This window comes from Saccharopolyspora indica (assembly GCF_027853965.1).
Classification (GTDB): Bacteria; Actinomycetota; Actinomycetes; order Mycobacteriales; family Pseudonocardiaceae; genus Saccharopolyspora; species Saccharopolyspora indica.
Genome location: NZ_JAQGLB010000029.1, coordinates 1 through 14,524, shown reverse-complemented (window position 1 = coordinate 14,524; position 14,524 = coordinate 1). Strand labels below are relative to the sequence as shown.

At 70.9% G+C, this 14,524-nt stretch carries 14 protein-coding genes; 10 read left to right on the top strand and 4 right to left on the bottom strand.

Annotated features, from left to right (window positions below; genetic code table 11):
- The first annotated feature begins 23 nt into the window (after window positions 1-23).
- The 4 genes from OU416_RS36785 (at window position 24) to OU416_RS36770 (ending at window position 3,881) form a co-directional block, all read left to right on the top strand.
- Complete coding sequence (locus OU416_RS36785; protein WP_270931708.1) at window positions 24-932, top strand: acetaldehyde dehydrogenase (acetylating); 909 nt, start codon at window positions 24-26, stop codon at window positions 930-932.
- Window positions 929-1,954 (top strand): 4-hydroxy-2-oxovalerate aldolase, encoded by a 1,026-nt coding sequence (gene dmpG, locus OU416_RS36780; RefSeq protein ID WP_270931707.1) that lies wholly within the window; start codon window positions 929-931, stop codon window positions 1,952-1,954. The genes OU416_RS36785 and dmpG overlap by 4 nt, the downstream gene beginning before the upstream one ends.
- Window positions 1,954-3,138, top strand: coding sequence for an acyl-CoA dehydrogenase family protein (locus OU416_RS36775; protein ID WP_270931706.1), 1,185 nt, complete (start codon window positions 1,954-1,956; stop codon window positions 3,136-3,138). Before dmpG ends, OU416_RS36775 begins: the two co-directional genes overlap by 1 nt.
- Before the next feature lie 98 nt (window positions 3,139-3,236).
- A complete protein-coding gene (locus OU416_RS36770; protein ID WP_270931705.1) occupies window positions 3,237-3,881 on the top strand; it encodes a class I SAM-dependent DNA methyltransferase in 645 nt (214 codons plus the stop codon).
- Between the two features lie 58 nt (window positions 3,882-3,939).
- On the opposite strand, the gene OU416_RS36765 is transcribed toward OU416_RS36770, so the two are convergent.
- The 3 genes from OU416_RS36765 to OU416_RS36755 are packed head-to-tail and all read right to left on the bottom strand — an operon-like array spanning window position 3,940 to window position 6,129.
- Complete coding sequence (locus OU416_RS36765) at window positions 3,940-4,725, bottom strand: SDR family NAD(P)-dependent oxidoreductase (RefSeq protein WP_270931704.1); 786 nt, start codon at window positions 4,723-4,725, stop codon at window positions 3,940-3,942.
- Window position 4,726: 1 nt separating this feature from the next.
- Window positions 4,727-4,999, bottom strand: coding sequence for a ferredoxin (locus tag OU416_RS36760; protein ID WP_270931703.1), 273 nt, complete (start codon window positions 4,997-4,999; stop codon window positions 4,727-4,729).
- Window positions 4,999-6,129 (bottom strand): Rieske 2Fe-2S domain-containing protein, encoded by a 1,131-nt coding sequence (locus OU416_RS36755; protein ID WP_270931702.1) that lies wholly within the window; start codon window positions 6,127-6,129, stop codon window positions 4,999-5,001. The genes OU416_RS36760 and OU416_RS36755 overlap by 1 nt, the downstream gene beginning before the upstream one ends.
- Before the next feature lie 273 nt (window positions 6,130-6,402).
- Here OU416_RS36755 and hsaA point away from each other — a divergent pair, with 273 nt between their 5' ends.
- Both hsaA and OU416_RS36745 read left to right on the top strand, forming a co-directional pair.
- The gene (gene hsaA, locus OU416_RS36750; protein ID WP_372907253.1) at window positions 6,403-7,566 is read left to right on the top strand and encodes a 3-hydroxy-9,10-secoandrosta-1,3,5(10)-triene-9,17-dione monooxygenase oxygenase subunit; all 1,164 of its coding nucleotides are present in this window, start codon (window positions 6,403-6,405) and stop codon (window positions 7,564-7,566) included.
- Window positions 7,567-7,679: 113 nt separating this feature from the next.
- Complete coding sequence (locus OU416_RS36745) at window positions 7,680-8,288, top strand: TetR family transcriptional regulator (RefSeq protein WP_270931701.1); 609 nt, start codon at window positions 7,680-7,682, stop codon at window positions 8,286-8,288.
- 4 nt (window positions 8,289-8,292) lie between these two features.
- Here OU416_RS36745 and OU416_RS36740 read toward each other — a convergent pair whose 3' ends face one another.
- Entirely contained in the window at window positions 8,293-9,222 is a 930-nt protein-coding gene (locus OU416_RS36740) for a 3-oxoacyl-ACP reductase (protein WP_270931700.1), read from the bottom strand.
- 187 nt (window positions 9,223-9,409) lie between these two features.
- Between OU416_RS36740 and OU416_RS36735 the strand changes: the two genes are divergently transcribed.
- From OU416_RS36735 to OU416_RS36720, 4 genes are all read left to right on the top strand, one after another.
- A complete protein-coding gene (locus OU416_RS36735) occupies window positions 9,410-10,528 on the top strand; it encodes a steroid 3-ketoacyl-CoA thiolase (RefSeq protein ID WP_270931699.1) in 1,119 nt (372 codons plus the stop codon).
- 1 nt (window position 10,529) lies between these two features.
- Window positions 10,530-12,728 (top strand): acyl-CoA dehydrogenase, encoded by a 2,199-nt coding sequence (locus OU416_RS36730; protein ID WP_270931698.1) that lies wholly within the window; start codon window positions 10,530-10,532, stop codon window positions 12,726-12,728.
- A 131-nt stretch (window positions 12,729-12,859) separates the two neighbouring features.
- Complete coding sequence (locus OU416_RS36725; RefSeq protein ID WP_270931697.1) at window positions 12,860-13,732, top strand: MaoC/PaaZ C-terminal domain-containing protein; 873 nt, start codon at window positions 12,860-12,862, stop codon at window positions 13,730-13,732.
- Complete coding sequence (locus tag OU416_RS36720; RefSeq protein ID WP_270931696.1) at window positions 13,729-14,346, top strand: PaaI family thioesterase; 618 nt, start codon at window positions 13,729-13,731, stop codon at window positions 14,344-14,346. Before OU416_RS36725 ends, OU416_RS36720 begins: the two co-directional genes overlap by 4 nt.
- Window positions 14,347-14,524 lie beyond the last annotated feature (178 nt).

Here is a 14,524-nt window from a genome sequence, read left to right as displayed (position 1 = left end):
CGTCAGACTTGAGAGGACGAACAGTGACCAAGGCGACCGCAGCCGTCGTGGGTTCCGGCAACATCGGCACCGACCTGATGTGCAAGCTGCTGCGCTCCGAGAGCATCGAGCCGCGCTGGATGATCGGCGTGGACCCCGACAGCCCCGGCCTGCAGCGCGCCCGGCAGAACGGCCTGATCAGCTCGGCCGGAGGAGTCGACTGGCTGTTCGCGCAGGACGAGCGGCCGGACCTGGTCTTCGAGGCGACCTCGGCCCACGTGCACCGGGAGAACGCGCCCAGGTACGCCGAGCGGGGCATCCAGGCGATCGACCTGACCCCGGCAGCGCTGGGGCCGGCGGTGGTGCCCGCGGTGAACCTCGGCGCCCACCTCGACGCACCGAACGTCAACCTGATCACCTGCGGCGGGCAGGCCACCATCCCGATCGTGCGAGCGGTCTCGCGGGTCGTCGAGGTCGCCTACGCCGAGATCGTGGCCAGCGTGGCATCGCCGTCGGCCGGCCCCGGTACGCGGGCGAACATCGACGAGTTCACCATCACCACGGCCCGCGGCATCGAGGAGATCGGCGGCGCCGGGCGCGGCAAGGCGATCATCATCCTGAACCCGGCCGAACCGCCGATGCTGATGCGCGACACCGTGTTCTGCGCGATCCCGGCCGACGCCGACCGCGACGCGATCGCCGAATCGGTCCACCAAGTCGTCGCCGACGTCGCGAGCTACGTGCCCGGCTACCGGCTGCGCGCCGACCCGCAGTTCGACGATCCGTCCACTGTGAACGGCGGCATGGCGCGGGTGGCGGTGTTCCTCGAAGTCGAGGGCGCCGGTGACTTCCTGCCCCCGTACTCGGGAAACCTCGACATCATGACGGCCGCGGCGACCCGCGTCGGCGAAGGCTTCGCCCAGCGGATCCTCGCGAAGGAAGGACTCCGATGATCCGGATCACCGATTCCTCGCTCCGCGACGGATCGCACGCCAAGCAGCACCAGTTCACCACCGAGCACGTCCGCGACATCGTGGCCGCGCTCGACGGCGCCGGGGTCCCGGTCATCGAGGTCACCCACGGCGACGGCCTCGGCGGCTCGTCGTTCAACTACGGCTTCAGCCGCACCCCCGAGCAGGAACTCATCAAGACCGCGGTGGACACGGCGGAACGGGCGAAGATCGCCTTCCTCATGCTGCCCGGCGTCGGCGTCAAGGACGACATCCGGGCGGCGGCGGACAACGGTGCCGCGATCTGCCGGATCGCCACGCACTGCACCGAAGCCGACGTCTCCGTCCAGCACTTCGGGCTGGCCAGGGAACTGGGCCTGGAAACGGTCGGCTTCCTGATGATGGCCCACAGCCGCCCGCCGGAGGTGCTCGCCGAGCAGGCCCGGATCATGGCCGATGCGGGCTGCCAGTGCGTCTACGTCGTGGACTCCGCGGGCGCGCTGGTGCTGGAGGACACCGGCGACCGGATCGCCGCGCTGGTGGCCGAACTCGGCGACGACGCGCAGGTCGGCTTCCACGGCCACGAGAACCTGGGCCTGGGAGTGGCGAACTCGGTGCTCGCGGTGCGCGCCGGGGCCACCCAGATCGACGGCTCCACCCGCCGCTTCGGCGCCGGCGCCGGGAACACGCCGGTGGAGGCCTTCGTCGCGGTCGCCGAGAAGCTCGGCATCCGCACCGGCGTGGACACCATGAAGATCATCGACGCCGCCGAGGACGTGGTCCGGCCGGTGATGGACGGCGAGTGCCTGCTCGACCGGCTCTCGCTGACCATGGGCTACGCCGGCGTCTACTCCAGCTTCCTCAAGCACGCCGACCGGGCCGCGGCGAAGTACGGCGTCTCCGGCGCCGACATCCTCGTCGAAGCGGGCAAGCGCAACCTGATCGGCGGCCAGGAGGACCAGCTGATCGAACTCGCCGTGGACCTCGCCGGTCGCGGTGCCGACACCGAATCGAGGGCCAGCTGATGCCGCACCCCGTCCTGACGGCCGTCGAGGAACGAGCCGAGGAGATCACCGCTGCCGCCGAGTCCAACGAGCGTCTCGGCAGGCTCGACGACCAGGCCGCCAAGGTGCTGCGCGAGACCGGCGTCATCAAGATGCTGCAACCCGCCCGCTACGGCGGCGCCGAGGCGCACCCGGCCGAATTCGCCGAAGCGGTGATGAAGGTGGCCGGCCACGACGGCTCGACCGGCTGGGTCGCCGGGATCGTCGGCGTGCACCCCTGGGAGATGGCGATGGCCGACGAACGGGTGCAGGAGGAGATCTGGGGAGGCGACGACGACACCTGGATCGCCTCGCCGTACGCGCCGATGGGGGTGCTCACGCCGGTCGACGGCGGCTACCGCTTCAGCGGGCACTGGCAGTTCTCCTCCGGCACCGACCACTGCGACTGGATCTTCCTCGGCGCCTTCCTGGGCGATGCGGCTGGCGAGGTGGCCAAGCCTCCGGTGTCCTACCACGTGATCCTGCCGCGATCGGCCTACCGGATCGTCGAGGACTCCTGGGACGTGGTGGGCCTGCGCGGCACCGGCAGCAAGGACATCGTCGTCGAGGACGTCTTCGTCCCGGCGCACCGGGTGATCCCGTTCAGCAAGATGCTCGACGGCTCGGCGCCCAAGGACGCCGGCCTGACGAACCCGACCTACCACGTCCCGTTCACCACCGCGTTCCCGCTGGGCATCACCGCGGCGGTGATCGGCATCTGCGAGGGCGCGCTGGCACATCACCTGTCCTACCAGCGCAAACGCGTGCAGATCACCGGTACCAAGGTCAAGGACGACCCGTACGTGCTCTACGCGATCAGCGAGGCGGCGGCCGAGATCCACGCCTCCCGCGTCGCGCTGCTGGACAACGTCTCCCGCATCCACGACAAGGTGGCGGCGGGCGCCGAGATCTCCTTCGGCGAGCGCGCGGTCAGCCGCCGCACCCAGGTCTCGGCGGCCTGGCGGGCGGTCCGCGCGATGGACGAGATCGTGGCCCGCTCCGGCGGCAACGGCCTGCGCATGGACAACCCGATCCAACGCTTCTGGCGCGACGGCCACATGGGCATGGTGCACGCGATCCACGTCCCGGGCGCGGTCTTCCACGTGTCGGCCCTGACAGAGCTAGGCGTAGAACCGCCCCACGGCCCGCTGCGCTCGATGATCTGACCCTCCAGCTCGCGGCGTTCACCTCGGAGCGTGAGCCGGGGCCTCGCGCGGGCATCCGGCGCTTTCGCCGTCGGACCCGACCGCTACGGTCCTCGGTCGTGACCGATGCTTCTTCGACTTCCCGTGCGGCGGCGGACGCCTACAGCGCCGTCGCCGCTCTCTACGCCGATCTCCCCAGGGACGACCTCGAAAGGCTGCCGCTGGACCGGGCGGCGCTCGCCGCGTTCGCCGAGCACGTGCGGGCGGGCTCGCCCGGAACCGTCGCCGAGCTCGGCTGCGGACCGGGCCCGGTGACCGCGCACCTGCGCGACCTGGGCCTCGATGTCTTCGGCATCGACCTGTCCTCGGCGTTGATCGACATCGCCCGCGAGACCTACCCCGACCTGCGGTTCGAGGTCGGCTCGATGGACGCCCTGGACCTGGCCGACGACGAGCTGCGCGGCATCGTGTCCTGGTTCTCGATCATCCACGCGCTGCCGGAGGAGGTGCCCGGTTTCTTCGCCGAGTTCAGCCGGGTGCTGGCGCCGGGCGGCCACCTGCTGCTCGGGTTCTTCGAGGCCGGGGACGGCCCGGTCGAGCCGTTCGACCACAAGGTGGCCACGGCCTACCAGTGGCCGGCCGGCGAGCTGGCGCGGCTGGGCCGCGAAGCCGGGTTCGTCGAGGTCGGCCGCGTGCTGCGCGAGGCCGTCGAAGGAGAGCGCGACGTCCGCCGGGGAAACCTGGTGATGCGCCTGGGTGAATAGTCCACTGAGGACGGATGGGGCCGGTGCGGGGATCTGGTGGTGTCCCCGCACCGGCTGCTCAGGGCTTCGGCAGCAGGCGCTTCGACGCCTCGTGCGCACCGAGCGCGAGCGCGGCCCGGTCGGGGCCGCTGCGCTTCACCGCGGCGTCGGCGTTGCCGCCGGCCACCAGCACCGGCCCGTGCGCCAGCTGCGCCAGGCCTTCCCGGACCACGTCATCGGGCTCGGCGACGTTCAGGCCGGGGATGTCGAAGTTGAGCCCCGCACGCTCCATCGCCGGAGTCCGGGTCACGCCGAGGACCAGCTCCAGCACGTCGACGCCGTGCTCCCGCAGCTCCAGCCACAGGCCCTCGGCGAAGACCCGCGAGAACGCCTTGACCGCCGAGTAGACGCTGATCTGCGCCTGCCCCAGGTAACCGGCCATCGAGCCGACCAGCAGCACCCCGCCGCGTCCCCGCCGCTTCAGCAGCGCGCCGAAGTGATGGGTGAGCGCGAGCTGCGCGGTGATGTTCAGATCGATCACCTCGCGCACCCGGTCGAGATCACCGGTGACGAACTCGTGGCCGTAGCTGTTGGCGCCCGCGTTGAAGATCAGCAGGCCCACGTCGAGGTCGTCGGTGACCGACCGGATGGTCCGCAGGGCGTCCGGCGCGAGCAGGTCGAGCTCCAGGGTGCGCACCTCGACACCCGAGGCCCGCACCTGCGCGGCGGTTTCGGCCAGCGGTCCGGGTTTTCGGGCGATCAGCACCAGGTTGATCCCGGCATCGGCGAGCTGACGGGCGAACGCGGCGCCCACGCCTTCGGAGCCACCGGCGATCACCGCCCACGGGCCGTAGGAGTCCAGCACGTCAGTCCTCCACCTGGATCGGGATCTCACCTCGGGCCGCCGCCGCGCGCACGGAATCGCGCAACGCCGCGCAGCCCCTGAAGAACTGGCCGTTCGGCCCGGCCCCGGGGCGTGCGGCGCGGCGCTCGCCGCAGGCGCGCAGCGAATCGGCGTGCCACTGGATGCTGGTCTGGTCCCAGCTGCTCTTGCGGACCTCGACCTGACCACCGCAGGCCTCGCACCGCACGGGACGCATGGGGGAATCGGCCAACCGGCCGTCCGCGCGGACCACCATCAGGCGTTCCCGCCCGCGGCGGCCAGGTTCGCCTCGACCTCGCGGCGCCAGGCCTCGTTGGGGCGGGTGGTGTCGATCTCGTACTCGAAGCGGTCCACCATCTCCGGCGTCACCTCGGCCACGTCGACGTAGAACTGCTCGTACCAGCGGCGCAGCTGGTAGACCGGGCCGTCCTCCTCGCACAGCAGCGGGTTGTCGATGCGGGTCTTGTTCCGCCAGATCTGCACGTCCTGCTCGAAGCCGATCTTGATGAACTCGCCGATCCGGCGGGCCGTCTCATCGGCGTCCGGCAACCGGTCGGAGCGCTTGACGATGATGCCGTACTGCAGCACGAACGAGTTCGCGGTGACCGGGTAGTGGCAGTTGATCAGCACCGATTCGACGTCGCCGTCGCTGTAGTGGTACGTCAGGTCGTCGATCATGAACGACGGGCCGTGGTAGGCGGCCACCGAGGTGTTGCCGAGCATCTTCGGCGCGCCGCTGCCGGTCTCCTGCGGGCGCGCGTCCTCCCGCCCGACGCCGTTCTGCACCTGGGTGGCGGTGTGGCCCTCGAAGATGTTCTTGAAGTACGTGGGGAACGAGTAGTGCACGTAGAAGAAATGCGCCATGTCCACCACGTTGTCCACGATCTCGCGGCAGTGCGCATCGTCGATGGTGATCGAGTACCACTGCCAGTCGGTCCACCCGTCGTCGGTGGCGCCGGGGATGCGCGGGATCGCCACCTCCGGTGGCGGCGGATTGCCCTCCGGGTCGTTCCACACGAAGAACATGCCGTCCTGCTCCAGCGTCGGCCAGGCCGCGGTCCGCGCCCGCAGCGGAACCCGGCGCGCGTACGGGATGCCCTTGCACCGGCCGTCGCCGCCCCAACGCCAGTCGTGGAACGGGCAGGCGATCTCGTCGCCCTTGACCTCGCCCTGCGACAGGTCACCGCCCATGTGCCTGCAGTAGGCGTCGAGCACGTTGAGCTCACCGCCGGAATCGGCCCAGACGACGAGCTTCTGCCCGAACGCGTGCACCGTGTGCGGCTTGCCGTCCTTGAAACCGTCGGCGAGCCCGAGACAGTGCCAGCCGCGGGCGAACCGGGTGGGCGCCTGGTCCACCTCGATCTGCCTAACCTCCACAGCGGTCATGCTCGTCGTCCCTTCCGGTGGGCAGCGGGTCTGGCGGCGAAGTTAGGTGCCCGCGGCGGCCGGAACTGCCGGTGATCCCACTCACCGGTACCTCCCAGCGGCCTGGTGTCCGACCGGGCCGCACGATGGCGGCGTGACATCTCTTGTGCCAGCTGGAGTGCTGCTCAACCGCACCTCAGGGGACCGTGAATCAACCCAGCCCCAAGAAACCGCAAAAAGTGAGATCAATCCAGAACGCAACCACCACTGAAAAACACGGAGAGGCGGGGGAGCGTGACCGACGTGCTGGAACGGATCCGCGAGGTGCTACCGGCGATCGCGGAGCGCGCTCGCGATGCGGAGGAGTCCCGGCGGCTGCCGGAAGAGACGGTGGCCGACCTGGTTTCGATCGGTGCTTTCCGGATGCTGCAACCGGCGCGGTTCGGCGGCCTGGAAGGCGATCCGGCGCAGTTCTACGAAGCCGTCCGCGAGGTGTCCGCGGTGTGCGGCTCCACCGGCTGGGTGCTCTCGGTGCTCGGCGTGCACCCGTGGCACGTCGGCCTGTTCCCCGGCGAAGCCCAGGAAGACGTCTGGGCCGGTGGCCCGGACGTGCTGATCTGCTCCTCGTACGCACCCATCGGACGACTCCGCGCAGTCGACGGCGGATGCGTGCTCACCGGCCGGTGGAGCTTCGCCTCCGGCTGTGATCACGCGAGCTGGGCGCTGCTCGGCGGACTGGTCGTCGGCGACGGCGGGCGGCCGGTCGACTTCCTCAGCGTCCTGGTGCCCCGCGAGGACTTCCAGGTGCTCGACGTGTGGGACCCGGTGGGCTTGCGGGGCACCGGCAGCAACGACGTCGTCGTGGACAAGGCGTTCGTGCCCGACCACCGGATCGTCCGCAACTACGACATCGCGCAGCTGCGCGGCCCCGGCCGGGCGGTGAACCGGGGACCGCTGTACGCGATGCCGTTCGGTGCTGTGTTCACCACGGCTGTCGCGGCACCCGTCGTCGGTGTGGTGGCGGGCAGCTACGCGAACTACGTCTCGACCATGCGCGATCGGGTGCGGCTGAGCCTCGGCGGTGGCCGCTTCGTGGAGGACCAGGGCGCGCAGGTGGCGGTGGCGCGCGCGGCATCGGAGATCGACGCGGCGGTCCTGCAGCTGGACCGCAACATCACCGAGCTCTACGAGCACGCGCTGCGCGGCGCGGAGATCCCGGCGGAGCTGCGGCTGCGCACCCGCCGTGACCAGGTGCGCGCCACCGAGCGCGCGGTGGGGGCGATCGACCTGCTCTTCCAGAGCGCGGGCGGGAACTCGCTGCGACGGGGCAACCCGGTCGAACGGGCCTGGCGCGACGCGCACGCGGGCAGCGTGCACGTGGCCAACGACGCGCAGCGCGCGCTCGCGCTGTACGGCAAGGGGGAGTTCGACCTGCCCGTCGAGGACACGCTGGTCTGAGCACAGGACGCGGCGGGCGGCGCGGCCCGTCCCGGTGAGCGGTAAATTGGCCAGGACGGCGACCAGGCGACCCGCACAATCAGGGCGCAACCGGATCGACCGAGGGGGAACAGGTGCCCAGAATCGCCGAGGCCAGGCCGCCCGCGGAGCCCAGCTCGCAGGAGCAGAAGGCGCGCCAGCGCCGGATCCTGCGCGCCGCCGCGAGCCTCGCCACCGAGCGAGGGCTCGACCGCGTGCAGATGCAGGACGTGGCGAAGGAAGCCGGCGTCGCGATCGCCACGCTGTACCGCTACTTCCCCTCGAAGACGCACCTGTTCACCGCCGTGATGGCCGAGCAGGTGGAGCAGCTGGACGGGCTGGCCCGCCCGCCGCGGCCAGGCCAGGACCCGGTCGAGGCGGTGTGCGATCTGCTGCTGCGCTCCAGCCGGAAGCTGCTGAGCCGCCCGCTGCTGGCCAGCGCGATGATGCAGTCCAACGTCCAGGCCAACGCCGCGACGGTCAACGAAGCGATCCGCATCGACAAGCTGATGCAGGACGCGGTGCTGCGGATGCTGGGCATCGAAAGCCCGACGGCCCGGGACATCCGCCTGGTGAGCCTGGTCATCGAGTGCTGGTACGGAATGCTGAGCTCGGCGCTCAACGGCCGCCTGTCCATGGCCGACGTGGAGGAGGAGATCCGCCTGGCCTGCGGTCTCCTCCTCGCCGCCCGCTCCAACGCCTAGCCGGTCACTTGCGGGATGCGATGTTCTGGATTCCCGTGGTGTCCAGCTCCGCGACGCTGTAGGCCGCGTAGGTCTGGTGCGGCTTCCGGCCGGAGAAGTACGGCGTGAGGTTGTCGTCGAGCTCGTCGACGCTGAAGGCCCCCGTCGCCGCGGTGAACTTCCGCTCCACCGTGGGCGGGGCCAGCAGCGCCACCATGTCGCCGTAGACCACGAAGACCTGACCGTTGATCTCCTCCGCCGCCGGTGATGCCAGGTAGGCCGCGAAGGTGCCGACCCGCTCCGGGGCCAGGATGTCCAGCTCACCGCCGCTGGGGTCGGCGCTGAAGACGTGGGCCGTCATGTCGGTGCGCGCCCGCGGGCAGATCGCGTTGGTGCGCACTCCGTACCGGGACAGCCCTTGCGCGCTGGAGAGGGTCAGGGCGGTGATGCCCGCCTTGGCCGCCGAGTAGTTCGGCTGCCCGGCGGCGCCGAACAGGAACGCCTCCGACGTGGTGTTCACGATGCGGCCGTAGACCGGGCCGCCCGCCGCCTTGCTGGCGTTGCGCCAGTGCACAGCCGCCGCGCGCGAAACCGACGCGTGCCCCTTGAGGTGCACGTGGATGACGTCGTCCCAGTCCCGCTCGGTGAGGTTGAACAGCATCGTGTCCCGCAGGACGCCCGCGTTGTTCACCACCACGTCCAGGCTGCCGAAGGTGTCCACCGCCGCCTCCACCAGCCGGTCACCGGTTGCCCACTCGCCGACGTCACCGGTCACCGCCACCGCGTCGCCGCCCGCGGCCTTGATCTCCGCCACGACGCCGTCCGCCGCCGGGCCCATGTCGTTGACGACCACGTTGGCGCCCTGCGCGGCCAGCGCGAGCGCTTCGGCGCGCCCGAGCCCGGCCCCGGCACCGGTCACGACCGCGGTGCGGCCCTCCAGCGTGCTGCCACCCATCGCGTCCTCCTTCGTCCGACGATCGACTGCCGCCCGAAGCTAGTATTCGTTCTCTTTTTCGATCCTGCGCTGTCCCGCTGAGTGGGTATGACGCAGCAAGACGACGTCAAAAGCCGGTTGGATGCGATGGATAACGAATTCTAGTAGTGCGGGGTTTCGCCGCCTCGCACCCGAAGGAGGGGAGCAGATGCCCGAAGCCGTCATCGTCGAGGCCGGTCGCACACCGGTCGGGAAGCGCTCCGGCGCGCTGTCCGGGCTGCACCCGGCGGAGCTGCTCGGGCACGCCCAGCGAGGTGTGCTCGCGCGAGCCGGACTGGACCCGGCGCAGGTCGACCAGGTCGTCGGCGGCTGCGTGACCCAGGTCGGCGAGCAGTCCAACAACGTCACCCGCAACGCCTGGCTGCACGCGGGCCTGCCGCACGGCACCGCGTGCACCACCGTCGACTGCGCCTGCGGTTCGTCCCAGCAGGCCGTGCACCTGGTGGCCGGGCTGATCGCCGGCGGCACCATCGACATCGGGATCGGCTGCGGCGTGGAGTCGATGAGCCGCGTCTTCCTCGGCGCGGCGCTGGCCCCGGACACCGGGCTGCCGGTGCCGGACTCCTGGACGATCGACCTGCCCGACCAGTTCACCGCCGCCGAGCGGATCGCGCGCCACCGCGGCATCACGCGCGCCGACGCCGACGCGCTCGGCCTCGCCTCCCAGCGGAAGGCGGCGGCCGCCTGGGCGGAAGGGCGCTTCGACGGCCAGCTCATCCCCATCGGCCAAGTGACCCGCGACCAGGGCCTGCGCGACACCACGGCCGAGGCGCTGGCCGGGCTCAACCCGGTCATCCCCGACGGCATCCACACCGCGGGCAACTCCTCGCAGATCAGCGACGGGGCGGCGGCCGTGCTGCTGATGAACCGGGAGCGGGCCGAAGCCGAGGGCCTGCGGCCGAGAGCCCGGATCGTCGCCTCCGGGATGGTGGGGGCCGACCCGTACTACCACCTCGACGGTCCCGTGCGCGCGACCGAGCACGTGCTGGCGAAAGCGGGCATGAAGCTCGGCGACATCGACCTGGTGGAGATCAACGAGGCGTTCGCCTCCGTCGTGCTGTCGTGGGCGCAGGTGCACGAGGCCGACATGGACAAGGTCAACGTCAACGGCGGTGCGATCGCGCTGGGCCACGCCGTCGGTTCCACCGGTGCCCGGCTGATCACCCAGGCCGTCCACGAACTGGAGCGCAGCGACCGCTCCACCGCGCTGATCACCATGTGCGCCGGCGGCGCGCACGCCACCGCAACCATCGTCGAACGGATCTGAGATGGCACGGGAAACCTTGGGGTTGAGCGAAGAGCACCGGGACCTGCGGGACTCGGTGCGGGCTTTCGCGGGACGGCACATCACCGAGACCGAGGTGCGCGCCGCGGTCGATGCGAAGACCGAGCAGCTGCCGCCGTTCTGGGCGCAGCTGGCCGAGCAGGGCCTGTTCGGACTGCACCTGCCGGAATCTGTCGGCGGCGCGGGCTTCGGACTGCTCGAACTCGCGGTCGTCCTGGAGGAACTCGGCCGCAACATGGCGCCGGGACCGTTCCTGCCGACCGTGCTCGCCAGCGCGGTGCTGCTGGAGGCCGGGCACCACGAGCACCTGGCGGTGCTGGCCGACGGTTCGGCTACCGGCGCGGTCGGACTCGGCGAGGGCCTCACCGCCGAGCGCGCCGAAGACGGCGGCCTGCTCGTGTCCGGATCCGCTGTGCCGGTGCTCGGCGCACACCTCGCGGACGTGCTCGTCCTCCGGGTCGGTGCGGATTCCTGGGTGGTGCTGCCGGGCTCTGCGGTCGAGGTGAGCGAGGCACCGAGCCACGACCTCACCCGGCGGCTCGCCACCGTGACGCTGGCCGGGGTGCCCGTGCCCGCTGCGGACGTCCTCGACATCCCGGCCGACCGGCCCCACGACCTGGCGGCGATCCTGTTCGCCGCCGAGGCCTGTGGCATCGCCGACTGGTGCACCGCGACAGCCGCGGAATACGCCGGCGTGCGCGAGCAGTTCGGCCGTCCGATCGGGCAGTTCCAGGGCGTCAAGCACCGCTGCGCGCGGATGCTGGCCCGCACCGAGGCCGCGCGCGCCTGCGCCTGGGACGCGGCTCGCGCGCACGACGCCCGGGATGCGGCGCAGGAAGTGGTCCTTGCCGCCACGGTCGCGGGAGCTACCTGCGTCGAGGCCGGGTTCAGCACCGCGAAGGACTGCATCCAGGTCCTCGGCGGCATCGGGTTCACCTGGGAGCACGACGCCGGGCTCCACCTGCGCCGTGCGCAGACCTCGCGCCTGCTGCTGGGCTCGACCGCGCACTGGCACCAGCGGGTGGCGCGGCTGGCGCTCGGCGGTGTCCGCCGCGAGGTGACGGTGGACCTGCCACCGGAGGCGGCGGAGATCCGGGCGGCGGTCCGCGCCGAGCTCGCCGAAGCCGTTGCGCTGCCGGAGGAGGAGCGGATCGGCTACCTCGCCGAGCGCGGCTACACGGCGCCGCACCTGCCGAAACCGTGGGGCCGCGGTGCCGACGCGGTCGAGCAGCTCACCATCGCCGAGGAAATGCGGACCGCGCAGATCAGGGCGCACGACATGGTGATCGGGAACTGGGTGGTGCCGACGCTGATCCGGCACGGCGACGAGGAGCAGCAGCGCCGGTTCCTGCCCGCCAGCCTGCGCGGGGACATCACCTGGTGCCAGCTGTTCTCCGAGCCCGGCGCGGGATCCGACCTGGCCGGCCTGGCCACCAGGGCCGAGAAGGTCGAGGGCGGCTGGAAGATCAACGGCCAGAAGGTGTGGACCTCGATGGCCACCGAGGCGCACTACGGCATCCTGCTGGCCCGGACCGACCAGGACGCGCCCAAGCACAAGGGGCTGTCCTACTTCCTGCTCGACATGGACAGCCCGGGCATCACCATCCGACCGCTGCGCGAGCTCACCGGCGAGGCGCTGTTCAACGAGGTGTTCCTCGACGACGTCTTCGTGCCCGACGACATGCTGGTCGCCCGGCCCGGCGACGGCTGGAAGCTGGCCCGCACCACCCTGGCCAACGAACGGGTCGCCCTCTCCCAGGACTCCTCGCTGGGGGCGGGCGGCGAAGCGCTGCTGGAACTGGCGGCCGCACGAGCGGACGACCACCGCCTCGCGGTGCTGGGGCAGATCCTCGCCGACGCCCAAGCGGGCGCGCTGCTCGGCCTGCGCCAGACGATCCGCTCGCTGAGCGGGCAACAGCCCGGCGCGGAGTCCTCCATCGCCAAGTTCCTCGGGGTGGAGCACGTCCAGCAGGTGTGGGAAACCGCCATGGAGTGGCAGGGGCCGGCGGCGCTGCACGCCGACCACCACCGCCCGGACACGGGTGCCCCCACCGCGACCTGGAAGTTCCTCAACACCCGGTGCCTGTCGATAGCCGGCGGCACCACCGAGGTCCAGCTCAACATCATCGGCGAACGGCTCCTCGGCCTGCCCAGAGACCCGGAACCCCATCCCAAACCCTGACCCCGCCCCACCGGCCGTCCCCCGGAGCCTGGTCGATCTCGTACGAAATCGACGCGCACCCGGGTGACGGTCGATTTCGCGCGAGATCGACACCCGGCGCGAAACCCGATGACACAGGAGAGAACGCGAAGATGGCGATCGACCCAGCCGCGGCGCTGGCGGCCCCACCCACGACGCGCGAGATCGCGTGGACGCGGCGCGATGTGCTGCTCTACCACCTCTCGCTCGGCGCCGGAGCCCGCGCCGACGTCGAACCGGAACTGCCCTACACCTACGAGGCGAACCTCCAGGTGCTGCCCACCTTCGCACTGGTGGCCGGGCAGGGGATCTCCGCGGGTGACCGCGGCGCACCGGGCCTGGCGCTGCCCGGTATCGACGTCGATCTCCGCAAGATCCTGCACGCCGGCCAAGCACTCGAAGTGCACTGCCCGCTCCCGGCATCCGGCACGGCGACGGTCAGCAACCGAGTTACCGCCGTGCGGGACAAGGGAAGAGCGGCGCTGATCGTGCTCGAATCGACCGCGGTCGACCACACCGGTGCGGCGCTGTGGACGACGACCATGCAGATCTGGGCGCGCGGCGAAGGCGGCTTCGGCGGTGACCCCGGCCCGGAGGTCTCCGCCGCACTGCCGGAACGCGAGCCGGACGCGGTGCTGAACTCGCCCACCGCACCGGATCAGGCGCTGCGCTACCGGCTCAACGGCGACATGAACCCGCTGCACGCCGATCCCGGATTCGCCCGCACAGCGGGCTTCGAGCGGCCCATCCTGCACGGCCTGGCGACCTACGGACTGGTCGCGAAGGCGATCGTGGACGGACTGCTCGACGGCGACGCCACCCGTCTGCGCGTGTTCTCCGCGCGATTCGCCGGAACGCTGCTGCCCGGCGAAACCATCCGAACCGAGGTGTGGCGCGAGAGCGATCGACTCGCGCTCCGCTCGACGTGCCCGGAGCGCGACGGCGCACCGGTGCTGACCCACGCGACCGCGGAGGTGACGGCATGACCGCGGCCCAGGAACTGACCGCCGATCCGCACCAGGACGGCGTCGACGCGGCGGTCGCTGCAGCCCGTCGGGTGATCGCGTCGCTGTTGCGCGCCGGAAGCGGATCGACGGCGGAGATGAGCCGGATCGCCGACCAGCTCAACTCCGCGGCTGACCACCTCGACGCGCACGCACCGGCGATGAACGAGCGGATGGTGGACATGTGGGCGGGGGAGGGCACGACCCGCCACGATCCCGTGACCGGTCCGGAGAACGCGATCGCACCGCCGCTGCAGCTGACCGGTCAGTCCGACGGCTCGGTGCGTGGAGTCCTGACGCTCGGTTTGCCGTACCAGGGGCCGCCCGGTCATGTGCACGGCGGAATCTCGGCGTTGATCCTCGACCACACTCTCGGGGTGGCCAACCACTGGGCCGGGCTCTCCGGTATGACGGCGGAGTTGACACTGCGCTACCACCGGCCGACTCCGCTGTTCGAGCCGTTGACCGTCACAGGGGTTCAGACCGATGTGGACGGACGGAAGATCTTTACCCGTGGTTCGATCACAGCTGGGGGCGAGGTCTGCGTGTCTGCCGATGGGTTGTTCATCGCCAAACATCTGCCTCGTCCTCGTTGACGTTGTGTCGCGGGTTCGGCCGACTCCCGGCTCGCTTTTGTGGTTTCACTCTTGAGTTTTCAAGGTGCGTGTTACTGATGTTGTTGTGTTGTGGTGGGGGTCATCCCCGTGGTTTGGTGGATTGTGGGGGCTGTGGTCCGGATGTCAAGCCCGGCCTGGCGGCCGCCCCTTCGGGGTT